19 protein-coding genes and 2 pseudogenes are annotated in these 24,394 nt (G+C 73.8%); 15 read left to right on the top strand and 6 right to left on the bottom strand.

Going from position 1 to position 24,394, the window contains the following annotated elements; genetic code table 11:
- On the top strand, nucleotides 1-1,823 hold a 1,823-nt coding region (locus BJF79_RS65230; protein ID WP_410050047.1), incomplete at its 5' end, for an adenylate/guanylate cyclase domain-containing protein.
- Between the two features lie 26 nt (nucleotides 1,824-1,849).
- On the opposite strand, the gene BJF79_RS04725 is transcribed toward BJF79_RS65230, so the two are convergent.
- Nucleotides 1,850-2,479 (bottom strand): MBL fold metallo-hydrolase, encoded by a 630-nt coding sequence (locus BJF79_RS04725; RefSeq protein WP_075895176.1) that lies wholly within the window; start codon nucleotides 2,477-2,479, stop codon nucleotides 1,850-1,852.
- Nucleotides 2,479-3,564, bottom strand: a complete 1,086-nt coding sequence (locus tag BJF79_RS04720; RefSeq protein ID WP_075895174.1) for an S-(hydroxymethyl)mycothiol dehydrogenase — start codon at nucleotides 3,562-3,564, stop codon at nucleotides 2,479-2,481. Before BJF79_RS04720 ends, BJF79_RS04725 begins: the two co-directional genes overlap by 1 nt.
- A 577-nt stretch (nucleotides 3,565-4,141) precedes the next feature.
- On the opposite strand from BJF79_RS04720, the gene BJF79_RS04715 reads away from it, so the two are divergent.
- Together BJF79_RS04715 and BJF79_RS55100 are read left to right on the top strand one after the other, a co-directional pair.
- On the top strand, nucleotides 4,142-5,089 hold the full coding sequence (locus BJF79_RS04715; protein WP_262401538.1) for a hypothetical protein: 948 nt from the start codon (nucleotides 4,142-4,144) through the stop codon (nucleotides 5,087-5,089).
- 177 nt (nucleotides 5,090-5,266) lie between these two features.
- Nucleotides 5,267-5,872, top strand: coding sequence for a hypothetical protein (locus tag BJF79_RS55100; protein ID WP_158079088.1), 606 nt, complete (start codon nucleotides 5,267-5,269; stop codon nucleotides 5,870-5,872).
- 19 nt (nucleotides 5,873-5,891) lie between these two features.
- Here the strand turns inward: BJF79_RS55100 and BJF79_RS04705 are convergent, their stop codons facing one another.
- Complete coding sequence (locus BJF79_RS04705; protein WP_075895172.1) at nucleotides 5,892-6,557, bottom strand: MBL fold metallo-hydrolase; 666 nt, start codon at nucleotides 6,555-6,557, stop codon at nucleotides 5,892-5,894.
- A 235-nt stretch (nucleotides 6,558-6,792) separates the two neighbouring features.
- On the opposite strand from BJF79_RS04705, the gene BJF79_RS04700 reads away from it, so the two are divergent.
- The 4 genes from BJF79_RS04700 to BJF79_RS04685 are packed head-to-tail and all read left to right on the top strand — an operon-like array spanning nucleotide 6,793 to nucleotide 11,170.
- On the top strand, nucleotides 6,793-7,305 hold the full coding sequence (locus BJF79_RS04700) for a hypothetical protein (RefSeq protein WP_075895170.1): 513 nt from the start codon (nucleotides 6,793-6,795) through the stop codon (nucleotides 7,303-7,305).
- 3 nt (nucleotides 7,306-7,308) lie between these two features.
- On the top strand, nucleotides 7,309-8,148 hold the full coding sequence (locus tag BJF79_RS04695) for a Crp/Fnr family transcriptional regulator (protein WP_075895168.1): 840 nt from the start codon (nucleotides 7,309-7,311) through the stop codon (nucleotides 8,146-8,148).
- Nucleotides 8,142-8,768, top strand: a complete 627-nt coding sequence (locus tag BJF79_RS04690; RefSeq protein ID WP_143219699.1) for an NB-ARC domain-containing protein — start codon at nucleotides 8,142-8,144, stop codon at nucleotides 8,766-8,768. Before BJF79_RS04695 ends, BJF79_RS04690 begins: the two co-directional genes overlap by 7 nt.
- Nucleotides 8,768-11,170 (top strand): tetratricopeptide repeat protein, encoded by a 2,403-nt coding sequence (locus BJF79_RS04685; protein ID WP_075895165.1) that lies wholly within the window; start codon nucleotides 8,768-8,770, stop codon nucleotides 11,168-11,170. The genes BJF79_RS04690 and BJF79_RS04685 overlap by 1 nt, the downstream gene beginning before the upstream one ends.
- Nucleotides 11,171-11,275: 105 nt before the next feature.
- Here BJF79_RS04685 and BJF79_RS04680 read toward each other — a convergent pair whose 3' ends face one another.
- Nucleotides 11,276-12,040: a maleylpyruvate isomerase family mycothiol-dependent enzyme gene (locus tag BJF79_RS04680; protein ID WP_075895163.1), complete on the bottom strand. Its 765-nt coding sequence runs from the start codon at nucleotides 12,038-12,040 to the stop codon at nucleotides 11,276-11,278.
- 68 nt (nucleotides 12,041-12,108) lie between these two features.
- On the opposite strand from BJF79_RS04680, the gene BJF79_RS04675 reads away from it, so the two are divergent.
- The 4 genes from BJF79_RS04675 to BJF79_RS04660 all read left to right on the top strand — a co-directional run bounded on the left by BJF79_RS04675 (nucleotide 12,109) and on the right by BJF79_RS04660 (nucleotide 17,313).
- Complete coding sequence (locus BJF79_RS04675) at nucleotides 12,109-12,903, top strand: MBL fold metallo-hydrolase (protein WP_262401537.1); 795 nt, start codon at nucleotides 12,109-12,111, stop codon at nucleotides 12,901-12,903.
- Between the two features lie 226 nt (nucleotides 12,904-13,129).
- Entirely contained in the window at nucleotides 13,130-15,967 is a 2,838-nt protein-coding gene (uvrA, locus tag BJF79_RS04670; RefSeq protein ID WP_075895159.1) for an excinuclease ABC subunit UvrA, read from the top strand.
- Nucleotides 15,968-16,279: 312 nt separating this feature from the next.
- A complete protein-coding gene (locus tag BJF79_RS04665; RefSeq protein WP_083733165.1) occupies nucleotides 16,280-16,735 on the top strand; it encodes a Rieske (2Fe-2S) protein in 456 nt (151 codons plus the stop codon).
- An 83-nt stretch (nucleotides 16,736-16,818) separates the two neighbouring features.
- Nucleotides 16,819-17,313: a Rieske (2Fe-2S) protein gene (locus tag BJF79_RS04660; protein WP_262401536.1), complete on the top strand. Its 495-nt coding sequence runs from the start codon at nucleotides 16,819-16,821 to the stop codon at nucleotides 17,311-17,313.
- 3 nt (nucleotides 17,314-17,316) lie between these two features.
- Here the strand turns inward: BJF79_RS04660 and BJF79_RS04655 are convergent, their stop codons facing one another.
- Complete coding sequence (locus BJF79_RS04655) at nucleotides 17,317-18,456, bottom strand: mechanosensitive ion channel family protein (RefSeq protein ID WP_075895157.1); 1,140 nt, start codon at nucleotides 18,454-18,456, stop codon at nucleotides 17,317-17,319.
- 188 nt (nucleotides 18,457-18,644) lie between these two features.
- On the opposite strand from BJF79_RS04655, the pseudogene uvrC reads away from it, so the two are divergent.
- The 4 genes and pseudogenes from uvrC to whiA all read left to right on the top strand — a co-directional run bounded on the left by uvrC (nucleotide 18,645) and on the right by whiA (nucleotide 23,712).
- Nucleotides 18,645-20,748, top strand: a pseudogene (gene uvrC / locus BJF79_RS04650) (excinuclease ABC subunit UvrC).
- Complete coding sequence (gene rapZ / locus BJF79_RS04645; protein WP_075895155.1) at nucleotides 20,745-21,623, top strand: RNase adapter RapZ; 879 nt, start codon at nucleotides 20,745-20,747, stop codon at nucleotides 21,621-21,623. The pseudogene uvrC and the gene rapZ overlap by 4 nt, the downstream one beginning before the upstream one ends.
- Before the next feature lie 54 nt (nucleotides 21,624-21,677).
- The gene (gene yvcK / locus BJF79_RS04640) at nucleotides 21,678-22,670 is read left to right on the top strand and encodes a uridine diphosphate-N-acetylglucosamine-binding protein YvcK (RefSeq protein WP_075895154.1); all 993 of its coding nucleotides are present in this window, start codon (nucleotides 21,678-21,680) and stop codon (nucleotides 22,668-22,670) included.
- Nucleotides 22,671-22,731: 61 nt separating this feature from the next.
- Nucleotides 22,732-23,712, top strand: a complete 981-nt coding sequence (whiA, locus tag BJF79_RS04635) for a DNA-binding protein WhiA (protein WP_075895152.1) — start codon at nucleotides 22,732-22,734, stop codon at nucleotides 23,710-23,712.
- A gap of 35 nt (nucleotides 23,713-23,747) precedes the next feature.
- On the opposite strand, the pseudogene BJF79_RS55095 reads toward whiA, so the two are convergent.
- A pseudogene (locus BJF79_RS55095) lies at nucleotides 23,748-24,394 on the bottom strand (hypothetical protein); the annotation flags it as partial.

Here is a 24,394-nt window from a genome sequence, read left to right as displayed (position 1 = left end):
CGGACGCGCATGCGGACACGCATACGGGTGTGGGCGCGCGGGTGGACGCGGAGCCGGGCACGGACGCGGCCGTGGACCCGGCGGCCGTGGACCCGGCGGCCGTGGACCCGGCGTCCGGCCCGGCGTCCGACATGGCGTCCGATGCGGTGTCCGATGCGGCGTCCGATGCGGCGTCCGACATGGCGTCCGATGCGGCGGCCGGGGCGGCGGCCGATGCGGCGGCCGATGCGGCGGCCGGGCGGCGGCCGGGCGCGCTTGCCGGGCCTTCCGTGCCGCGGGCTCGGCGGACGCTGCTCGGGCCCCTGTGGCGGCTGATCGACGGGCGGCCGGGGGACTCGCGGACGGCCGTCGCGCGGCGCGCGCGGATCCTGGTCACGATCGCCACCGGCCTGGCCAACCTCGGCGGCGCGCTCGTCGTGGTGATGTTCGGCCTCGTCGTCCCCGATCCGGTCGGCGACGTCTCCGACCGGATCAAGCTGGTCAACCTGATCGTCTTCACCGCCTACGTCGCCGCCGCGCTCCCGGTCGGGCTCGTCCTCGGCGAACGGTTCTTCCGCCGCGTCCGCCACCTCCTGCAACACCACGACGAACCGCAGCGCCGCGCGTCCCTGCTGCTCTACGGGCCGCTGCGGCTGATGGGCCTGCACCTGACGCTGTGGGGGATCGGGACGGTCGGCTGGGTGCTGATCAACCTGCCGTTCTCCTGGCTGCTCGCGGTCAAGCTCGGCCTGACGAGCCTGCTCGGCGGCCTCACTACCTGCACGTTCGTCTACCTGATCACCGAGCGGCTGCTCCGCCGCGCGGTCACCACCGCGCTGCGCAGCGAACTGCCGCGGCGCACCGGGCTGCCCGGCGTCGTCGCCCGGTCCGTCCTCGCGTGGGCGCTCGGCACCGCCGTCCCGGTCCTCGGGCTCATCAGCCTGGCGGTCGGCTCGTTCCTCATCGCGCGGATCACCGTCCGGGACTTCGCCGTCGCGGTCCTCACCCTCGGCGGCATCGCCCTGGTCGTCGGGTTCCTCGTCACCTACGGGGCCGCCCGCGCGGTCGCCGACCCGGTCGAGTCCGTCCGGCACGGCCTCGCGCGCGTCCAGCACGGCGACCTGGACGTCGAGGTCCCCGTCTACGACGCGAGCGAGGTCGGCCTGCTGCAGGCCGGGTTCAACCACATGGCCGCCGGGCTGCGCGAGCACGAGCGGCTGCGGGACCTGTTCGGCAGGCAGGTCGGCGCGGACGCCGCGCGCGTCGCCGTCGAGCGCGGCGTCGACCTCGGCGGGGAGCTGCGCGAGGTCGCGGTGCTGTTCGTCGACATCATCGGCTCCACCCGGCTCGCCGCCGACCGGCCGCCCGCCGAGGTCGTCAAGCTGCTCAACGACTTCTTCGCCGTCGTGGTCGAGGTCGTCGGCGCGCACGGCGGCTGGATCAACAAGTTCGAGGGCGACGCCGCCCTGGCGATCTTCGGGGCGCCGCTCGACCTGGACGGCGCGCCCGCCCGCCGCGCTGGCGGCGGGCCGCGAGCTGGCCGCCCGGCTGCGCACCGAGGTCCGCGGGATCGAGGCCGCCGTCGGCGTCTCCGCCGGGGAGGCCGTCGCCGGGCACATCGGCGCCGAGGAGCGTTTCGAGTACACGGTGATCGGCGACCCGGTGAACGAGGCCGCGCGCCTCACCGACCTCGCCAAGACCACCCCCGCGCGCGTCCTGGCCGCCGGGACGCTCGTCGCGGAGGCCGGGCCGGACGAGGCGGCGCGCTGGGCCTCGGCGACGAGGTCGTGCTGCGCGGCCACACCCGCCCCACCCGGCTCGCCGCGCCCGCCGGTCCGTCCTAGCGGGGCGGGCGCGGCGCCGGCCGGGGTCAGTGGCCGCGGGCGATCCACTCGTCGAGGTGCGGGGCCTCGGCGCCGATCGTGGTGCCGTCGCCGTGGCCCGGGTGGACGCGGGTGTCGTCCGGGAGCGTCAGCAGCCGCTCCCGGATGGACGTGATGATCGTCGGGAAGTCGGAGAACGACCGCCCGGTCGCGCCGGGGCCTCCCTTGAACAGCGTGTCGCCGGAGAACAGCGCCTTCGGCCCGGGCGCGTGGAGGCACACGCCGCCGGGGCTGTGCCCCGGGGTGTGCAGGACGGTCAGGTCCGTGCCGGCGACCGTGATGACCTGGCCGTCGGCCAGCAGGCCGTCGGGTTCGCGGTCCGGGTGGCGCTGCCGCCACAGCGGCAGGTCGTCGGGGTGCAGCAGGACGGGCGCGCCCGTGGCGTCGGACAGGGCGGGCGCGGCGTTGACGTGGTCGTCGTGGGCGTGCGTCGACACGATCGCCAGCAGCTTCGTCCCGTCGAGGGCGTCGAGGATCGCGCCGGCGTCGTGCGCGGCGTCGATGACGATCGCCTCGTTCGCGTCGCCGACGATCCACACGTTGTTGTCGACGTCCCAGGTGCCGCCGTCCAGCGAGAACGTCCCGGACGTGACGCGGGAGGTGATCTCGGCCGCCATCAGAGCGTCACCACCGAACGCAGGACGTCGCCGTGGTGCATCTTCTCGAACGCCGCCTCGACGTCGCCGATCCCGATGGTCTCGGTGACGAACGCGTCCAGGTCGAGGCGTCCCTGCAGGTACAGGTCGATCAGCATCGGGAAGTCGCGGGAGGGCAGGCAGTCGCCGTACCAGGACGACTTCAGCGCCCCGCCCCGGCCGAACACGTCCAGCAGCGGCAGTTCGAGCTTCATCTCCGGCGTCGGCACGCCGACCAGCACGACCGTCCCGGCGAGGTCGCGGGCGTAGAACGCCTGCTCGTAGGTCTCCGGGCGGCCCACCGCCTCGATCACCACGTCGGCGCCGAACCCGCCGGTCAGCTCCCGCACGGACTCGACGACGTCGGCGTCCTTCGCGTTGATGGTGTGCGTCGCCCCGAGGGACGTCGCGGTGGCGAGCTTGCGCTCGTCCAGGTCGATCGCGATGATCTTCGCCGCGCCGGCCAGCCGCGCGCCGAGCACCGACGCCGCGCCGACCCCGCCGCAGCCGATGACCGCGACCGAGTCGCCCCGGCCGACGTTCCCGGTGTTGATCGCCGCGCCCAGGCCCGCCATCACGCCGCAGCCGAGCAGCCCCGCGACCTCCGGCTTGGCGGCCGGGTCGACCTTCGTGCACTGCCCGGCGGCCACCAGGGTCTTGTCGGCGAACGCGCCGATGCCCAGCGCGGGGGACAGCTCCGTGCCGTCGGCGAGGGTCATCTTCTGCTTCGCGTTGTGGGTGTCGAAGCAGTACCACGGGCGTCCCCGCAGGCACGCCCGGCACTGCCCGCACACCGCCCGCCAGTTCAGCACCACGAAGTCGCCCGGCTCGACCTCGGTGACGCCCGCGCCGACCGACTCCACGACCCCGGCGGCCTCGTGCCCGAGCAGGAACGGGAACTCGTTGTTGATCCCGCCCTCCCGGTAGTGCAGGTCGGTGTGGCAGACCCCGCAGGCCTGGACGTCCACCACCGCCTCCCCGGGGCCGGGATCGGGAATCGTGATCGTCTCGATCCGTACCGGCTCGCCCTTGCCCGGTGCGACGACCCCGCGTACCTGCTGCGCCATGCTCTATCTCCTCGTGCTCTCGATGTCCGACGACCCTATAAATCCCCGCTCCACCTGTCGCACGCCACTTTCATCAATCGGAAAAACCCGATCGACGCGGCGGGCGGGCGGCGGCCGGGGCCGTAGGGCTTCAGAGGGATCCGTGACCCGCTCAGGTAGCGACTGCAAGATCGTTACTGCGGGTGTGGAGCGCCCGGTGCGGCCGGTTGAAGGCTTTGGGGGCGATCCCCGAAGAAGGAGCCGAGATGTCCCGTCCCACCGCCCGCATCACCGCCGGTCTCGTGGCCGCCGTCACGGGCGCCGCCACGACCGGCCTGCTCGGCACCGACGCCGCGAACCGGGAGGCGAGCGCGTCCGTCCGGGAGGCCGCCGGGCACGGGCCCGCGCACGGGCACGCCCGGCGGGGGAGCCTGGTGTCCGCGACGCGCCTCGACGGCCTGACGGCGGCGGACGCGCGCCGGCTGCTGGAGGGCGCGGGCTTCGACGCCGCGCCCGTCCGGTACGGGGTGGACGCCTACCGGCTCGTCTACCGGACGGTCGACGCGCACGCCGCCCGACCACCGCGAGCGGCCTGCTGGTGCTGCCCCGCAACGGCGACCGGCGGCTCCGCACGGTCTCCTACACGCACGGGACGACCAGCTACAAACCGGACGCCCCGTCCGTCGCCGACGACGCCTGGGCGCGCGGCCCGGCCGTCACCTTCGGCGCCGCCGGGTTCGCCGCCGTCGCCCCCGACTACCTGGGGCTCGGCGAGGGACCGGGCGTCCACCCGTGGAAGCACGTGCCGTCCGAGACGTCGGCGGCGCTCGACATGCTGCGGGCGGCGCGCGCGTTCGCGCCGCGCCGGGGCCGCGTCCTCGAGCGGGACGTCCTGGTCACCGGGTTCTCGCAGGGCGCGTCGTCGGCGCTCGGCCTCGCCCGGGCGCTGCAGGAGGGCGCCGACCCGCGGTTCCGCGTCCGTGCTGCGGCCCCGATCAGCGGCGCCTACGACTTCCGGGGGTCGGAGCTGCCCGCGCTGCTGAACGGCGAGGTCGTCCCGAAGATCGGCGTCGCGTACACGTCCTACCTGCTGACGTCCTGGAACCGGATCTTCGGCGGCGTCTACCGGGACCCGTCGGAGCTGTTCCGTGACCCCTACGCCGGACGCGTCGAGAAGTTCTTCGACGGCACGACGCCCGGCCCGGTCATGCTGCAGGGCCTGCCCGGCACGCTGGACGAGCTGCTCACCCCGCGCGGGCTGGACCTCCTGCGGAACCCGTCGGGGGCGTTCGCCGAGGGGCTGCGCGTGGACGGCGAGGTCTGCACGGCCTGGACGCCGCGCGTGCCCGTCCGGCTGTACAAGATGGACGGCGACGAGCAGGCGGTCACCGCGAACACGACGGCGTGCGCGGCGGCTTTCCGGGACCGCGGCGCGCGGGTGCGGGTCGTCGATGTGGACGACCGGCTCCACGAGGGGTCGCGGCACCTCGGGTCGAACACGGCGGCGACCGGCATGGTGGCCGACTGGTTCGCCGGGCTGCGCTGACCCCGAAGCGGGCGACCGGGCCGGCGACGGGACCAGCGGGGCTCGGCGGAGTTCAGCGGAAGCGGATGACCTGCAGTTTGTCGGCGGTGTTGCGGTCCAGGACGGTGACGCCCGCGGCGGGCGGGACGGCGCGTCGCGAGCGCTGTCGAGGAGCGGGCGCCAGCGGCGGCAGTGCCGGTGGAACGTCGCGCGGGTGACCACCCGCCCGCGCGCGAACTGCCCGGCCCGCGCCGTCTCGGGGTCGACGTCGATCAGGATCAGGTGGACCCCGCCGCCGTGCAGCCGCGCCATCCACGCGAACAGATGCAGGATGTGCGGCCAGGTGCCGCGGGTGTGGGCGACGACGCCGCGGCCGCGCAGCACGGCCCGTCCGATCCGCCACACGTGCGTGGCGTGGATCAGCGGGGTGCGCAGCACCCCGGGCAGCGGGCGCAGCCGCCGGGCCCACCAGTTGCGCGCCTGCCCGGAGTCGATCACCAGGACGTCGCCCGCGGGCACCGGCGCGATCTCGTCGCCGCGCAGGCCGTAGAGCCGGTTCAGCAGCGTGCTCTTTCCGGCGCCGGGCAGACCGGCGACGAGCACGAGGGAACCGGCCGGGTAGTGCAGCGCCGGCCCCGGATCCACCTCGTCGATGTCGTGGATGTCGCTCTCCTGGCCGCCGGAAGTGTGGTTGGAGAAACGAACACTCCCCGCCGGTTGTTCCGGACGGGCCGGCGGCGGAGCCGGGCGGACGATCGGGTGCGGCGAACGGCCGGGCGAACGGCCGGGGGATCGGGCCCGTGATCGGGCGCGGCCGGCACGGTCACCAGCCGCGGGCGCGCCACTCCGGGATGCCGGGGCGCTCGCGGCCGAGCGTGGAGTCCTTGCCGTGCCCGGGATAGAACCAGGTGGCGTCCGGGAGCCGCTCGAAGACGCGCTCCTCCACGTCGGCGAGCAGCTGCTTGAACAGCGTCGGGTCGCCCCAGGTGTTGCCGATGCCGCCGGGGAACAGGCTGTCGCCGGTGAACAGGTGCGGACGGTCGGCGAGTTCGCCGCCCGCGTCGTAGAGCAGCGCGATCGAGCCGGGCGTGTGCCCGCGCAGATGGATCACTTCGAGCGTCGCCCGTCCCACCCGGACGGTGCCGCCGTCCTCGACGGGCTCGGCGACGGGCTCGGGCAGCGCCTCGGCGTCGTGGGGGTGCGCGACGACGGGCGCGCCGGTCGCGCGCGCGACCTCGCTGAGCGCCATCCAGTGGTCCTGGTGCCGGTGGGTGGTGACGATCCGGGCGAGCGGGCCGTCGCCGACCAGCTCCAGCAGCCGGGACGCCTCGTTCGCCGCGTCCACCAGAAGCTGCTCGCCCGTCGCCGTGCAGCGCAGGACGTAGGCGTTGTTGTCGTACGGGCCGACCGACACCTTCGTGACCGTCAGGCCCGGCAGCTCCCGGACGTCGGGCCGCCCGCCGGGCTCGACGTTCCCCGTGTAGGTCATGGGTCCTCCTTCGTAGGCCGCGCTGGATGCCGGACGACCATCTTCTCCCATCGGCGGCGGCGATCACCCTCCGGCGGCGCCGACCGGCACGGCCGTCCGGCACGGCCGTCCCGCTAGGCCGCCGGAATGGGTCACCGGACTCACCCGAACCGTGCATTAGTGGGCGGAAATCTCCCGCCCGCCGCCGCACCATGGTCATTGGCAGATCAGGTTCGACCGGGAGGACGGTGCGACGATGCAGGTGGACCGGCGGGTCACCGCGTCTCGTCCCGGACCGCGCCCCGAACCGCCCGAGGACGTCCTCGGGCAGGCGTGCGCGCTGGTCCGGCTCTGCGGGCAGGACGCCGCGATCGCGGCGGTGCTGCTCGCCCTGGTGCTGGTCGGGACCGGCACGCGGCTGGCCGCGGGACCGCCCGGCGTCGCCGCGCTGGCGCTGCTGCCCGTGCTCGCCGGGTCGTTCGCGACGTCGGCGGCCTTCGCCGTCCGGACGCGGCTGACGCTGGTGTCGGTGCTCGGCGAGGTCCGCGGCCGCACCGGCGCGCCGCTCGACCCGGCGGTCCCGTGGACGACGTTCGCGTCGGCCGCCGCGCTGGACGGGGCGGTCCGCGACCGGGAGCTGCGGCGGCTGCTGTCGGCCGCGCACCGCTGCGGCGGGCTGTCCTGGCGGGCGCTCGCGTGGGCGGTCACGACCGGGGTGCTGTTCCTGTTCTGGACGCTCGCGGCGGCGACGACGGCGGGCGGCGGGTGAATCGTGCTGGACCACGGCTTCGACCACCACGACCCGGATCACGGCGTGCGCCCGGGGAGCTTCTGGGCGCGGCTCGCGCCCGCCGACCGGCAGGCGCTGCGGGCGATGGGCCGCACCACCGCCGTCCCCCCGCGGGGAACGCTGTGCCACCAGGGCATGACGGCCCCCGCCGTCTACGTGCTGTTCAAGGACGTGACGCGCGCGAGGGGCAACGTCGTCGCCAAGGAGTTCGTGGACTCCAGCGACGGCGACCAGTCGATCATCGACCTGTTCGGGGCGGGCGACCTCGTCGGCGTCCTCGGCCCGTGGGGGCATCCCCAGCGCGGGACGGTCGCCGCGCTCGACCACCTCGTGGCGCTGCGGGTGGAGCGCCGCAAGTTCCGCAGCCTGCTGGCGGCCAACCCCCGGGTCGCCGAGGCGATGATGCACACCGTCTCCCAGACCGTCACCTACGGGGGGCGCCGCCACGCGGTGCGCGCCGCGGATCATCCGCAGCGGCTCGCCTACCACCTGCTGGAGCTGGTCCACCGGTTCGGGGAGCGCACCTCGCGCGGCCTGGAGGTGCCGCTGCGGCTCAGCCAGGCCGAGCTGGCGAACTGGTCGGGGATGTCCCGGGAGACGCTCGTCCGCTGGTTCCGCAAGTGGCGGGCGAAGAGGATCCTGGACCCGCGGCCCCGTCCGCTCGTCGTCCTGGACCCCGAACGGCTGCGCCGTGCCGCGAGCCCCTGGGGGGACGAGTGGCCCGCCGTCGAGCACGCCCCGGCGCAGCGACGGAACCGGGCGGCATCGCCGCGCGCGCGCCCGTGCGGCTGGAGTCGTCCGGGGGGAGGACCGCCGTGCTGAAGCTCCCGGCGGACAACCCCTTCTTCACCGGCCGCGACGTGAGCCTGCGCAAGCTCGACATGCTCGTGGCGCAGGCCGAGTGGCCGCGCGCGGTCGTCGTCCAGGGGATGGCAGGGTCGGGCAAGACGGCCCTGGCGCTGCACTGGGCGCACCGGACGGCCGGGCGGTTCCCCGACGGGATCCTGTTCACCGACCTGCGCGGGACGTCCGGCGGCCCCGTCACGCCCGGCGCGGCGATGGGGCAGGTGCTGCGCGCGATGGGCGTCCCCGGCGACCAGCTGCCGCGCACCGCGGCGGGCCTGGCGGCGCAGTGCCGGTCGCTGCTGGCCGACCGCCGGATGCTGCTGATCCTGGACGACGCCGCCGGGCCCGAGCAGGTCGGGCCGCTGCTCGCCGCGGCCGAGTCCGGGCTGGTGATCGTGACGAGCCGGCGCCGGCTCCCGCCGCCGCTGCGGGGCGCGGACGTCCGCACGCTGGAGCTGCGGGAACTGGCGGCGCAGGAGGCCGAGGACCTGATCGCGGGCGTGCTCGATCCGGCGACCCGCGGGTCGCGGGGGAGCGGCGGCCGCTCGCCCGGCTGGCCCGCGAGTGCGGGCGGCTGCCGCTGGCCCTCGCGGTGATGGCCGGGCGGCTCGCCGAGAACCCGGACGAGTCGATCGCCGAGACCGTCCGGGAACTGACCGCGCACGACGAGGAGACGGCTCCCGGGGTGTCCGGCGCGGCGGCGCGGGACGGCGTGCGGGGCGCGGCGCGCGGCGGCGCGCTGCACGGCGTGCTGAGCCCGACGTTCGAGGTGGCCTACCGGGGGCTGGGCCTCGACCAGCGGGAGGCGTTCCGCCGGCTCGGGCTCGTCGCCGGGCCCGACTTCACCGCCGCCGCCCTCGCCGCCCTCCTGGACCGGACGCAGGACGAGGCGCGCGACTGCCTGGAGGGGCTGCGGCAGGCGTACCTGGTCCAGGACGCCGCCCCCGGCCGCTACCGGATGCACGACCTGCTGCGCGAGTTCGCCCGCGGGCGCGCGCTCGTCGAGGACGCCGACAGCGACCTGCAGGCCGCGCAGCGGCGGCTGCTGGCCGCCTACCTCGCCGGGGCCCGCACGGCGGGCGAGGCGCTCGGCGCGCCCGCGCGTCCGCGGGCCGCCGGGAACACGCCCGAATCCCCGGAACCGGGCGCGGACGGCACGCCGGGCCACGGGCCGGACAAAGGGGCGGACGCGCGGGCCGCGGGCCTCGCCTGGTTCGAGGCCGAGCGGCGCAACCTCGTCGCGGCCGTGCACCGGGCGGCCCGGCTCGGCCTGCACCGGACGTGCTGGGAGCTCGCCGACGCCCTGTTCGACTTCCAGCGCCTCCGGCGCTACGGGGAGGACAACGTCGCGGTCCTGCAGGCGGGCCTGCGCGCCGCCCGCGCCGAGGAGGACTGGGCGGCCGCGGCCGTGATGCTGCACGACCTCGCCGTCGCGCACGTCGAGCTCGACCGCTCCCTCCAGGCCGTCGGGTACGGGGAGGACGCGCGGCGCGGGTTCCGGGCCGTCGACCCGCCGGACCGGCACGGGGAGGCCGCCACCCTGGGCACGCTCGCCGACGTGCACGCCGCCCTGGGCCGGTACCCGACCGCGATCGACCTCGCGCGCCGCGCCCTGGACGCGCACCGCGCCCTGGACGCGCACCGCGACCTGGGCGACGACGGGGGCGTCGCCCAGGCGCACGACACGCTCGCCCGCGCGCACCTGGGCCTGTCCGACCACGAACGGGCGCTCGACCACGCGGACCAGGCGCTCGCCATACGGAGGCGGATCGGTGACCTGCCCGGCGTGGCCGGAACCCTGCTCACCTTGGCGAGGGTCCACCGCCGCTGGGGCAACGTCCGGGACGCCATCCTGCACGCCCTAGAGGCCCTTTACATCCGGCAAGAAGAATCCGACCAACTCGGTGCCGCCCAAGCGCTTACCCTGCTCGCCCGCACGCATTCCTCCCTCGGACAGCGCGACCTCGCCATGCGCGACGCCGAACAGGCCCTGCGCACCTATCGCGCACTGGGCGCACGCCACGGAGAGGCGCGCGCGCTGACCACCCTCGGGATGCTGACGTGCGACGCGGCACGGTTCGCCGAGGCGTTCACCTACTGCGGGGACGCCCTGCGGCTGCACCGCGACGTCGGCGACCGGCACGGCGAAGCGGAGACGCTCGCGCAGATCGGCGTCGTCCACCTGCGGCTCGGCCGCCACCGGGAGGCCCGCGAGCACCTCCTGCTCGCCCTGGAGGTGCGGCGGGAGATCGGCGACCGGCACGGCGAGGCCAACGACCTGGAGCACCTGTCGGTGGTGATGCGCCGGCTCGGGCGCCCGCAGGAGGCGTTCGTCCTCGGCCTGGAGGCCCTGGACCTGTGGCACCGGCTCGGCGCCCGCGGCCGGCTGGCCGGCACGCTCGGCAGCATCGCCCGCACCTACCTGCGGCTCGGGCTGCCCGAGGACGCCGAACGCGCCGCGCAGCAGGCGCTCGGGATCCGGCGCGGCGTCGGCGACCGGCACGGCCTCGGCGTCGGCACCGACACCCTCGCGATGGTCCTGCGGCGCAGCGGGCGCCCGCGGGACGCCCTGCGCGTCGGCCTGGACGCGCTGCGGCTCGTCTGCGAGGCCGGCGACCGGTACGCCGAGGGCACCGCGCTCGTCCACCTCGCCGCCGTCCACCTGGACCTGGGCCGCGCCGCGGACGCCCTGGAGACCGGACGGCGCGCGCTGGACCTGGCCGCCGAACTCGGGGACGCCCGCGAGCAGGCGTACGCGCTGCACGTGATGGCGCGGGCGTCCCAGCTGCTCGGCGAGCACGCGCGCGCGGCCGCGCACTTCGGCGCCGAGATCGCCATCCGCCGCGACATGGACGACCATCCGGGGCGGCGCGAGGCGCTCCGGATGCAGGGCGCGTCGTACCGGGCGCTCGGCGACGCCGACTCCGCCGCCGACTGCGCCCGGCGCGTCCGCGCCCTCGACAAATGGCTCGAATCGGATAGATCGCTCGACATGTGAACGTCCGCCCCGCCGTCGAGCGCTCACTGACTCCGACCTGCGGCGTGTTGCCCTTACGCGCGCCCGGATGAGGGCAACGCGCCGCAGACCAACGAACCCGGGGAGCTAGGCGGACGGGAACCCGGCGGGGGCGTGCGGCCACGGCGGAACCTCCGGCGAGGGGCCGTCCGGGCGGAGGGTCACGCCCGCGCCGTCCGAGCGCCCGCTCAGCCAGGCCAGCACCGCGCGGCCCGTCCCGGACGCCTCCGCGCCGGACGCGTCGCCGAACACCGCCGACTCGTCCAGGTCGGTCACCGTGATCCGGTACCCGGCCAGGCCGAGCAGCCGCTCGCGCGGCAGCGCCGCCGCGTCGGCCAGCGTGCCGCGCACCGCCCAGCCGACGTAGGAGTCCGGCCAGTCGGCGGGCCCGTACCCGGCGGCGAGATCGACGTGGTGCGCCTCGACCTCGTGCCAGCGGCGCAGGATCGCGTACCAGGCCGGGTGGGCGAAGCCCGGCATGGCCCGAACGGTGAAGTCCCGGGCGTCCTCCGGCAGGCCGCGGGCCAGCTCGCCGAACCGGGCGGCGGTGGCCCGCACGTCCTCGACGAGCTCGGCGGCGTTCCGTCCGGCCCCGGCCTCGATGTCGGCGTTCCGCCGCTCGATGCTCGGATACTGCGGGATCTCCTCGCCCGTCCGCGCCCACTCCAGCAGATTGCTCAGCGAGTCGGCGTTACGGGCGATGTGGACGGCGACGTGCGCGCGGCTCCACCCGGGCAGCGCCGAGGGGGCGCGCAGGTCCGCGTCGTCCAGCGCGGACAGCGTGGCGGCGATCCGCTCCACGCCCGAGTCGAGTTCGCCGATCACGTCGCGGGAATACTCCGAGGTGCTCACGACCGTCCATCCTGACCCACCCGCACGCCGCGTTGCACCCCGGCCGTCGCCCGTTCACAATGCCGATCATGGAATTTCCGATCTGCGTCACCTGCGGCGTCCAGTACGGTGCTCCCCGGTCCGACTGTCCCATCTGCGCGGACGAGCGGCAGTACGTCGGCTGGGAAGGCCAGCGCTGGACGAGCCTGGCGGAACTGCGGGCGGCCGGGCACCGGGCGCGGATCGAGGACGAGGGCCTGGACGTCGTCGGGATCGGCACCGAGCCGTCCATCGCCATCGGCCAGCGCGCGCTGCTCCTGCGCACGCCCGCGGGCAACGTCCTGTGGGACATGATCACCCACATCGACAACGACCTGATCCGCGAGGTCGACGACCTGGGCGGCATCGACGCGATCGCGATCAGCCACCCGCACTACTACGGCACGATGATCGAATGGGCGCACGCCTTCGACGCGCCCGTCTACATCCACGAGGCCGACCGCCGCTGGATCGCCCGTCCGGACGACGCCGTCGTCTTCTGGGAGGGCGACACGCACGAGATCGCCGACGGCGTCACGCTGATCAACGCGGGCGTGCACTTCGACGGCGGCCAGGTCCTGCACTGGCGCGACGGGCGCGCCCTGTTCTCCGGCGACATCCTGCAGGTCGCCAACGACCGCGACTGGGTGAGTTTCATGTACTCGTACCCGAATTTCATCCCGGAGCGTCCCCGGACCGTCCGCCGCGCGCTGCGCCTCCTGGAGCCCTACGACTTCGACCGCGTCTACGGCGCCTGGTGGCGCAAGATCGTCTACACCGACGGCAAGGACGCCGTGCGCCGCTCCGCCGACCGCTACCTCGAATACGCCCTCGACGACGAGTGACCCCCCCCCGCGGCGGGCGGCCCCGGGCGGCGGGCGGCCCCGGAGCGCGCGTTCCGGTGGCAGGGGTGTTCGAACACGTGTACGGTGCGATGGTGCCGTCCGCTCCCTGCGGGACGGGCGGGGGACACCAGGAAATGCGGCGGCGACCAGCGCTGTTATGGAATCGGGGACGTTGCGTCCTCCCCACTACGCATCGCCGCGCCCAGAAGGGGAACCGGGAATCGCCGTGCATGACCGACTCATCGTGCGTGGAGCACGCGAGCACAACCTGAAGGACGTCTCGCTCGACCTCCCGCGGGACTCCATGATCGTGTTCACCGGTCTGTCGGGTTCCGGGAAGTCGAGCCTGGCGTTCGACACGATCTTCGCCGAGGGGCAGCGCAGGTACGTCGAGTCGCTCTCGGCGTACGCGCGGCAGTTCCTCGGGCAGATGGACAAGCCGGACGTCGACTTCATCGAGGGCCTGTCGCCCGCCGTGTCCATCGACCAGAAATCGACCAGCAAGAACCCGCGGTCGACGGTCGGGACGATCACCGAGGTCTACGACTACCTGCGCCTGCTCTACGCGCGGATCGGGCATCCGCACTGTCCCGAGTGCGGGCGGCCGATCAGCAAGCAGGCGCCGCAGCAGATCGTGGACCGGGTGCTCGAACTGGAGGAGGGCACCCGGTTCCAGGTGCTGGCCCCCGTCATCCGCGGCCGCAAGGGCGAGTACGTCGAACTCTTCCGCGAACTGCAGTCGAAGGGGTTCTCCAGGGCCCTGGTGGACGGGCGGATGGTGCGGCTCGACGAGGCGCCCAAGCTGAAGAAGCAGGAGAAGCACGACATCTCCGTCGTGGTCGACCGGCTCGCGGTCAAGGACTCGGCCCGGCAGCGCCTCGCCGACTCGGTGGAGACCGCCCTCGGCCTCGCCGGCGGCACGATCTTCCTCGACTTCGTCGACCTGCCCGAGGACGACGAGCAGCGCACCCGGATGTTCTCCGAGCACCTCTACTGCCCGTACGACGACCTGTCGTTCGAGGAGCTGGAGCCGCGCTCGTTCTCGTTCAACTCGCCCTACGGCGCCTGCCCCGACTGCACGGGCCTCGGCACGCGCATGGAGGTCGACCCCGAGCTCGTCATCCCCGACGGGGAACTGACGCTCGGCGAGGGCGCCGTCCAGCCGTGGTCCGGCGGGCACGTCAGCGACTACTTCCTGCGGCTGCTGTCGGCCCTGGGCGACGCCATGGGGTTCGACCTCAACACCCCCTGGGACGAACTGCCGAACAAGGCGCGCAAAGCCGTCCTGAACGGGCACGAGACGCAGGTCCACGTCCGGTACAAGAACCGGTACGGACGGACGCGCTCGTACTACACGGCGTTCGAGGGCGCGATCCCCTACATCCAGCGGCGGCACGCCGAGTCCGAGAGCGACTACAGCCGGGACAAGCTCGAGGGCTACATGCGGGAGATCCCGTGCCCGACCTGCAAGGGCGCGCGGCTCAAGCCCGAGATCCTCTCCGTCACGATGGGCGGGATGTCGATCGCCGAGGTCGCCGCGCTGCCCATCGGCGAATGCGCCAAGTTCCTGCTGGCGATGGAGCTGAACGACCGCGAGAAGCAGATCGCCGAGCGGGTGCTCAAGGAGATCAACGCCCGTCTGGGCTTCCTCCTCGACGTCGGCCTCGACTACCTCACGCTCGACCGGGCGTCCGCGACGCTCGCGGGCGGCGAGGCGCAGCGGATCCGGCTGGCGACGCAGATCGGCTCCGGCCTCGTCGGCGTCCTGTACGTGCTGGACGAGCCGTCGATCGGCCTCCACCAGCGCGACAACCACCGCCTGCTGGAGACGCTGATCCGGCTGCGCGACATGGGCAACACGCTGATCGTCGTCGAGCACGACGAGGACACGATCGCCGCCGCCGACTGGGTCGTCGACATCGGCCCCCGCGCGGGGGAGCACGGCGGCGAGATCGTCGTGTCCGGCACCGTCGACGAACTGCTCGAGTCGGAGAAGTCGCTCACCGGCGCGTACCTGTCGGGCCGCCGGGCGATCGCCGTCCCGCAGATCCGGCGCCCCCGCACCAAGGGCCGCGAGATCACCGTCAAGGGCGCCCAGCAGAACAACCTGCAGAACGTCGACGTGGCGTTCCCCCTCGGCGTCCTGACGGTCGTCACGGGCGTGTCCGGGTCGGGCAAGTCGACGCTGGTCAACGACATCCTCTACAACTCGCTCGCCAAGAAGGTGAACAACGCCAAGACCGTGCCCGGCAAGCACCGGCGCGTGAACGGCGTCGACCAGCTCGACAAGGTCGTGCACGTCGACCAGTCGCCGATCGGGCGCACCCCGCGCTCCAACCCGGCGACCTACACCGGCGTGTTCGACCACATCCGCAAGCTGTTCGCGCAGACGACCGAGGCGAAGGTCCGCGGCTACCAGCCGGGCCGGTTCTCCTTCAACGTCAAGGGCGGCCGCTGCGAGAACTGCTCCGGCGACGGCACCATCAAGATCGAGATGAACTTCCTCCCGGACGTCTACGTCCCCTGCGAGGTGTGCCACGGCGCCCGCTACAACCGCGAGACGCTCGAGGTGCACTACAAGGGCAAGACGATCGCCGAGGTGCTCGACATGCCGATCGAGCAGGCCACCGAGTTCTTCGAGCCGATCAGCGGGATCCACCGGCACCTGAAGACCCTCAACGACGTCGGGCTCGGCTACGTCCGGCTCGGCCAGCCCGCGCCGACGCTGTCGGGCGGCGAGGCCCAGCGCGTCAAGCTCGCCTCCGAGCTGCAGAAGCGCTCCACCGGCCGGACCGTCTACGTGCTGGACGAGCCGACCACCGGCCTGCACTTCGAGGACATCCACAAGCTCCTCGGCGTCCTCAACGGCCTCGTCGACAAGGGCAACACGGTCATCGTCATCGAGCACAACCTCGACGTGATCAAGACCGCCGACTGGATCATCGACATGGGCCCCGAGGGCGGCTCCCGCGGCGGGACGGTCGTCGCCGCGGGCACCCCCGAGGACGTCGCGAAGGTCGAAAGCAGCCACACCGGCCACTTCCTGTCCAAAATCCTCACCTGACCCGCAACGGTCGGCCTCCGCTCGCAGAGCTCGCTCCGGCCGCCCGGGTACCGCCGCTCGGCCGCGCGTGTGTTTTCGGACGTCCCGGGTGGTGGCGCCCTGACTGCACGAGTGCTTTCGGCCGGCCGGGTCCGCCGCCACGGCCGCACGAGTGCTTTCGGCCGTCCTGGGACGGCGGCGTGCCCGCTCGCAGAGCTCGCTTCGGCCGCGCGGGCGCCGGTCTGCGGTGGTTCGCGCGCTCGCAGGACCCGTTCCGGGACGGTGGGCGGGGGTCGGTGCGGGGAAGCGCGGGGCGTCCACCAGGATTGGGGCATGACCAACGAACAGACGCCCGGAGCCGCGTGCGAACACGTGCGGAGCGCCGGGAGCGGGGGGATCGGGCGGCGCGCGGTGCTGTGCGGCGCCGGCGCCGTCGGCGCCACGGCCGTGCTCGCGGGCTGCGGATCCGGCGGCGACACCAAGTCGGCCGACGAGCTGAAGGGACAGGAGATCGCGAAGGTCTCCGAGATCCCGGTGGGCGGCGGCAAGACGTTCGGTGACACCGAACTCGTGGTGACACAGCCGCAGAAGGGGCAGTTCAAGGCGTTCACGGCCGTGTGCACGCACCAGGGGTGCACCGTCGGGCGGGTGGCGAACGGCCTGATCAACTGCGCGTGCCACGGCAGCGAGTTCAAGATCACCGACGGGTCGGTGCAGAAGGGGCCCGCCGATCAGCCCCTCAAGGAGTACCCCGTGCAGGTCAAGGGAGACTCGATCGTCGTCGTCTGAGTCCGTTCGGATTTGAACCATCCGGTGCGCGGCCACGTGCTTTCCGATGAAGGAACACGAACACGCGCACCGGAGGGTTCGACATGGCACAGGAGTCGCAGACGCAAGGGGAGACGACGGAGCGGCCGTCCGCCACCCGCCGCACGCTGCTCGTCGGCGCGGGCCTCGCGGGCGTCGCCGGCCTCCGCCGCGGCGTGCGGCGGGGACGACGAGACGGCGGGCGGGACCGGCGGCGAGACCGGCGGGACGGGCGAAACGGGCGGCGGCGCCGACGGCGGCGACACCGGCGGGGGGCAGGCGCTCGCCACGACGGGGGAGATCCCCGTCGGCGGCGGGAAGATCTTCAAGGACGCGAAGGTCGTCTGTGCCAGCCGTCGCAGGGCGAGTTCACCGCGTTCTCCGCGGAGTGCACGCACAAGGGGTGCAGCGTCGGGTCCGTGTCCGACGGGGCGATCGTGTGCCCGTGCCACGACAGCAAGTTCAGCATCACCGACGGGTCGGTGGTGCAGCCGCCCGCCGAGGACCCGCTGCCCCGCCGGAACGTGACCGTTCAGGGCGGGAACATCACCGTGGCCTGACGATCACCGTGGCTTGACGATGCGCACCGGGCCGTCCGCGTTCGGGACGGCCCGGTCCGCGTCGGCCCGGGCGCCGTCGTCCGGGCCGGCCGGGGAGCCGTCCGGACCGAAGGGGGCGCCGTCCGGGCCGGTGCGGAAGCGCGGGAGCGCGTCCGGGTGGTGGGTGCGCACGTAGGAGATCAGGTGTTCCCGGACGGCGCAGCGCAGGTCCCACGTGGCGCCGGAGTCCGCGGCCGTCATGATCGCGCGCAGCTTCACCAGGCCGTTCGGCAGGATCTCGGTCGCCTGCAGGGCCCAGTCGCGGCCGTCCCACAGCGGGTTCTCGCGCAGGTGCGCGTGCAGGGCCTCGCGCAGTTCGTCGAGGGGGACCGACCAGTCGACGGCCAGCTCGACCGAGCCGTACAGGCGGGTGGAGTGCCGGGTCCAGTTCTCGAAGGGCTGCTCCGTGAAATAGGACACCGGGAAGATCATCCTGCGGTCGTCCCAGAGCCGCACGACGACGTAGGAGAGCGTCAGCTCCTCGACGCGTCCCCATTCGCCCCCGGCGACGACGACGTCGTCCAGGCGGAGGGCGTCGCCGAACGCCAGCTGCAGCCCCGCGAGCAGGTTGCCGACGGCCGGTTTGGCGGCGATGCCCACGACGACACCGGCGATGCCCGCCGAGGCGAGCACCCCGGCGCCGATCGTGCGGACGGCCGGGAAGGTGAACAGCGCGGCGCCGACCGCGAGCACGACCAGGACGGCCGCGCCGATGCGGCGCAGCAGCAGCATCTGCGTGCGGGTCCGCCGGGCGCGCCGGTTCCGGTCGCCGCCGACCTCCATCAGCCGTTCCAGCGGGGGATCGGTGAGCGCGTAGATGATCCGGAGCACCAGCCAGGTGGTCGCGCCGATGGCCGCGATGCGCAGCGCGTGCGAGACGACCTGCTGGCCGCCGTCCCACAGGTACCGGTACGGCATCGCGCCGCCGACGCTCGCGACCACCGCGAACACGAACGCGGGCGCCGCGCAGCGCCTGGCCACGTTGCCCGCGCCCGGCCAGCGGGCGGACAGCCGGCCGGCGAGCAGCCGCCGGACGGCTTCCACGAGGATGACGCAGACTGCGACGACGGTGCCCAGCACGATCCAGGCCCAGAATGCGGACACGGTCGCTTCGACCTCCCAGCGAGTACGAAAAGAGCAGTTCAACGATACTTTCCGGCGGCTTTGCCGCTACCCGCGCGCGCGCCGAGATCTCCGTCACCGGGCCCGGGGTCCCGTCCATGGTGAACCGCCGGACGGTACGGGAACCGGAGGCGCACGGCGTGTCGGTGCCGCCCACTAGCATTTCGAATGTGGCAGATCCGGCGACTTACCGACCAGCACCCGGCTCCATCCCGGAGTCCCCGGGCGTGTACCGGTTCCGCGACGAGCACGGCCGCGTCGTCTACGTGGGCAAGGCCAAGAACCTGCGCTCGCGGCTGAACTCGTACTTCGCCGACTTCACCGCCCTGCATCCGCGCACCCAGACGATGGTGCAGACGGCCGCCCGGGTCGACTGGACGGTCGTCGCCACCGAGGTCGAGGCGCTGCAGCTCGAATATTCGTGGATCAAGGAGTTCGACCCGCGGTTCAACGTCCGTTACCGCGACGACAAGTCCTATCCCTATCTCGCGGTCACCCTCGGTGAGGACTTCCCGAGGGTGATGGTGATGCGGGGCGCCAAACGCAAGGGCGTGCGCTACTTCGGGCCGTACTCCCACGCGTGGGCGATCCGGGAGACGGTCGACCAGCTCCTGCGCGTGTTCCCCGTCCGGACGTGCAGCGCCGGGGTGTTCAAGCGGCAGCACCAGCTCGGCCGGCCGTGCCTGCTCGGCGACATCGGCAAGTGCTCGGCGCCCTGCGTCGGCCGGGTGTCCCCGGACGAGCACCGCGACCTCGCCGAGGACTTCTGCGCCTTCATGGCGGGCGACACCGGCCGGTTCATCAAGAGCATCGAGGCGACGATGCGCGAGGCCGCCGCCGAGCAGGAGTACGAGCGGGCCGCGCGGCTCCGCGACGACATGCGCGCCCTCGAACGGGCGCTGGAGAAGCAGGCGGTGGTGCTGCCCGACAGCACCGACTGCGACATGATCGCCTTCGCCGAGGACGAGCTGGTCGCGGCCGTCCAGGTGTTCTACGTGCGCGGCGGCCGCATCCGCGGGCAGCGCGGCTGGGTCGTGGACAAGGTCGAGGACGTCACGACCGCCGATCTGGTCGAGACCTTCCTCATCCAGATCTACGGGGAGAGCGACACGGTGCCCCGCGAGGTGCTCGTCCCGGAACTGCCGCCCGAGCCCGACCCGATGGCCGAGCTGCTGGCCGAGCGCCGCGGCGGGCCCGTCCGGCTGCGGGTGCCGCGGCGCGGCGACAAGAAGGCGCTGCTGGAGACGGTCGAGCGCAACGCGCACGAGGCGCTCAAGCAGCACAAGACCCGCCGGGCCGGCGACCTGACGACCCGCAGCGTGGCACTGCGCGAGCTGCAGGAGGCCCTCGAACTCGACGAGCGCCGCTGCGCATCGAGTGCTACGACGTGTCGAACCTGCAGGGCACGAACGTCGTGGCGTCCATGGTCGTGTTCGAGGACGGGCTGGCCCGCAAGGGCGAGTACCGCCGGTTCACGATCAAGGCGGTGGAGGGGCAGGACGACGTCCGGTCCGTGCACGAGGTGATCGCGCGCCGGTTCCGCCGTTACCTGGCCGAGAGCGAGCGGACGGGCGAGCTGGACTCGCTCGGCGACCCGGAGGCCGAGAGCGACCGGACGCCGGACGGCGCGGGAACGCCGATCGACCCGGAGACGGGCAAGCCGCGCAAGTTCGCCTACCCGCCGAACCTGGTGGTGGTGGACGGCGGCCCGCCGCAGGTCGCGGCGCGCAGCGCGCCCTGGACGAGCTCGGCATCGAGGACATCCCGGTCTGCGGCATCGCCAAGCGGCTGGAGGAGATCTGGCTGCCCGGCGAGGAGGATCCCGTGATCCTCGCCCGCAACAGCGAGGGCATGTTCCTGGTGCAGCGGCTCCGCGACGAGGCGCACCGGTTCGCCATCACCTTCCACCGGCAACGGCGTTCCAAGGCCATGACGTTCAGCGAACTCGATAGTGTTCCCGGTCTGGGCCCGGCGCGGCGCTCGGCGCTGCTGAAACACTTCGGCTCGGTGAAGCGGCTGAAGGAGGCGACGCCCGAGCAGGTCGCCGAGGTCCCGGGCATCGGGCTGCGCAGTGCCGAGACGATCGTCGCCGCACTGCACGGCACGTCCGCGCAAGGCGCGTCCGAGCAAGGGACGACCTCGCGCGGGACGACGGGCCCCGGCGGGGCGCCGGGAACGGGGAGCACGACGGGGAAGGAACCGGGCGAGGGGCCCGGAGACCCGGCCGCGGACGGGACCGCGGCCGACGGGGAGCACAGGGGGAGACGGGCGTGACCAGCGAGACCAAGATTCCGGACATCGTCATCGTCACCGGGATGTCCGGGGCGGGCCGCAGCACCGCGGCCAAGTCGCTGGAGGACCTCGACTGGTTCGTGGTCGACAACCTCCCGCCGGGGCTGCTGGCCACCATGGCCGACCTCGGCGGACGGGTGAAGGACGCGGTGCCGCGCATCGCGGTCGTGGTGGACGTGCGCAGCCGCGCGTTCACCGCCGACCTGCACTCCTCGATCGCCGAGCTGGAGGCGCGCGGAGTCCACCCGCGGGTGGTGTTCCTGGAGGCGAGCGACGCCGACCTGGTGCGGCGGTTCGAGAGCGTGCGCCGCCCGCACCCGCTGCAGGGCGACGGGCGGCTGGTCGACGGCATCGCGCGGGAACGGGAGCTGGTCCGCGAGGTGCGGGCCGAGGCCGACCTGGTGATCGACACCAGCGGGCTGAACGTGCACGAGCTCCGCGCGAAGATCATCGGCTACTTCGGCACCGACACCGGGGAGTCGCGGCTGCGCGCGACCGTGGTGTCGTTCGGCTACAAGTACGGGCTTCCGGTGGACGCCGACCTGGTCGTCGACTGCCGGTTCCTGCCGAACCCGCACTGGGTGCCCGAGCTGCGCCCGAAGACGGGCCGGGACGTCGCCGTCCGCGACTACGTGCTCGGGCAGCGCGGCGCCAAGGAGTTCCTGGAGGCCTACACCGACGTCCTGCGGCTGCTCGCCGACGGGTACGAGCGTGAGGGCAAACACTACGTGACGCTCGCCGTGGGATGTACCGGCGGCAAACACCGTAGTGTGGCCATGGCGGAACAGATCGCCGCCCGGCTGCGGGACGAAGGCCTCGACGTGCAGGTCGCCCATCGTGACCTCGGCCGTGAGTGAGACCCGTGCCGCCTCGACCCGGCGCGGGTCCCGGACGAGGAGAGATACGGCACGGTGAAGCCCCTCGGGCCGAAGGTCGTCGCACTCGGCGGCGGCCACGGACTGTACGCCTCCCTGTCGGCGCTGCGCCGCGTCACCGACCGGCTGACCGCGGTGGTCACGGTCGCCGACGACGGAGGCTCCAGCGGACGGCTCCGCCGCGAGCTCGGCGTGCTGCCGCCCGGCGATCTCCGGATGGCGCTCGCGGCCCTGTGCGGCGACGACGAGTGGGGGCAGACCTGGCGGGACGTCGTCCAGCACCGGTTCCGCAGTGACGGCGACCTGCGCGGGCACGCCGTCGGGAACCTGCTGATCGTCGCGCTGTGGGAGCTGCTCGCCGAGCAGGCGTCCGGCTCCGGCGACGCCGGTCCGGGCACGAACGGCTCGACCGTCGCCGGTCTCGACTGGGTGGGCCGGCTGCTGGGCGCGCACGGCCGGGTGCTGCCGATGGCGGCCGTCCCGCTGGACATCGTCGCCGAGGTGCGCGGCGCCGACCCGTCCCGTCCGGACGAGATCGGGCAGGTGCGGGGCCAGGTGGCGTGCGCGAGCACCCCGGGCGCCGTCCTCGGTGTGTCGCTGGTGCCCGCCGACCCGCCCGCCTGCCCCGAGACGATCGCCGCGGTCGAGGACGCCGACTGGATCGTGTTCGGCCCCGGTTCGTGGTTCACCAGCGTGCTGCCGCACCTGAAGGTGCCCGCGCTCGCCCGCGCCCTGACCTCGTCCAAGGCCCGCCGCGTCGTCGCGCTGAACCTGGCGCCGCAGCCCGGCGAGACCGACGATTTCTCCCCCCAGCGTCATCTGGAGGTGCTCCAGGCGCACGCCCCCGACCTCCGGGTGGACGTGGTCCTGGCCGACGAAGGCGTGGTGGACGATCCCGGCGCGCTCGACAAGGCCGTCCAGGAGCTCGGCGGCCGCCTGGAGCTCGCCGGGGTCGCCGCCGACGACGGGTCGCCGCGTCATGAACCCGCCCGCCTGGCCCAAGCCTTCGTACAGATATTCAGCGAGTGACGACCGGCGCGGCCGTTTTCGGCCACACTGCTGGAAGTCCGATAGGGGGAGGGTTCAACAGATGGCGATGACCGGTGTGGTCAAGGACGAGCTGAGCAGGCTGACGGTGCTGAAGCCGTGCTGCCGCAAGTCGGAGGTCTCGACGCTGCTGCGTTTCGCGGGGGGCCTGCACCTGGTCAGCGGGCGCATCGTGATCGAGGCCGAGATCGACACCAATGTGGCCGCCCGGCGGCTCATCAAGGACATCTCGGAGGTGTTCGGACACACCTCCGAGGTGGTGGTGCTCGCGCCGAGCGGGCTGCGCAAGGGCAACCGGTACGTGGTCCGCGTCTTCCGGGACGGCGAGTCGCTCGCGCGGCAGACGGGGCTGATCGACAACAACGGACGTCCGGTGCGGGGGCTGCCGCGGCACGTGGTCGCGGGGGCGGCCTGCGACGCCGTGTCGGCCTGGCGGGGCGCGTTCCTCGCGCACGGGTCGCTGACCGAGCCGGGCCGGTCGATGTCGCTGGAGGTGACGTGCCCGGGACCGGAGGCGGCGCTCGCGCTGGTCGGCGCCGCCCGCCGCCTGAAGATCCACGCGAAGGCCCGCGAGGTCCGCGGGGTGGACCGCGTCGTCGTCCGCGACGGCGACGCGATCAGCGCCCTGCTGACCCGGCTCGGCGCGCACGGCGCCGTCCTGCAGTGGGAGGAGCGGCGGATGCGCCGCGAGGTGCGCGCCACCGCGAACCGGCTCGCGAACTTCGACGACGCGAACCTGCGCCGCTCCGCGCGCGCCGCCGTGGCGGCGGGCGCCCGGGTGGGGCGCGCGCTGGAGATCCTCGGCGACGACGCGCCCGAGCACCTGGTCAACGCCGGGCGCCTGCGGCTGGAGCACAAGCAGGCCTCGCTGGAGGAGCTGGGCCAGCTCGCCGACCCGCCGCTGACCAAGGACGCCATCGCCGGCCGTATAAGGCGTCTGCTGGCCATGGCCGACAAGCGCGCGGGCGACCAGGGCATTCCCGGCACCGACGCGAACCTCACCGCGGAGATGCTCGCGCCCTGACCGGCGCCGCCGGGCGCGGCGTCGGCGGGGGAGGGTCAGCGGGTGCGGTCGCCGCGCAGGATCCGCTCGATCAGGTCGCTCCGGAGCTGCCCGTAGCCCGTCTCGGCCCACACGCTGGTCTCCGCGGGAACCTCGAAGTACGGGACGGGACGGTCGCCGCGCTCGTCCAGCAGGTACTTCGGGGTGCCGCGGTCCTTCGCGGTGCGGGCGCACTCCCGGCACGCCCGGACCCGCAGGGTCCGGCGGGTGCCGGGCGGACGCCAGGTGAGCCGAACGGCGGCGTCGCCGTGCAGGGGGTTGAAGAAGCACAGCGGCTCGGACGGGACCGCGGGGCCGCCCGCGGCGAGCGACCCGGCCGAGGCGAGCGCGTCCCGGCCCTGATCCACCAGCACCAGCACACCGGCCAGGTCGGGGACGCCCGCCGCGTCGTCGAGCACCTTCCCGGCGGCGGAGTAGGCGTCCAGCGCGCGGGTCAGCAGGTCGCGGACCGCGGGGTCGCCGCCCGGCAGGTCGGTGCGGTCCAGCAGCTCGCCGAACGCGATGACCTCGGCGGACGCCTGGGCGCGCAGTTCGTCGCGGGTGGCGCGGTCCGCCGTGGCGAACACCGCGCGCGGCAGCAGCAGCGCGTCGCCCGCCGCGCCCGGCCGCGGGCCGCCATCCGCCGGTGCCGCCACAGCAGCAG

This window comes from Actinomadura sp. CNU-125 (assembly GCF_001942465.1).
Lineage (GTDB): Bacteria > Actinomycetota > Actinomycetes > Streptosporangiales > Streptosporangiaceae > Spirillospora.
Note: the sequence above shows the minus strand (reverse complement) of the source record. Positions and strands in the feature narration are given on the sequence as shown.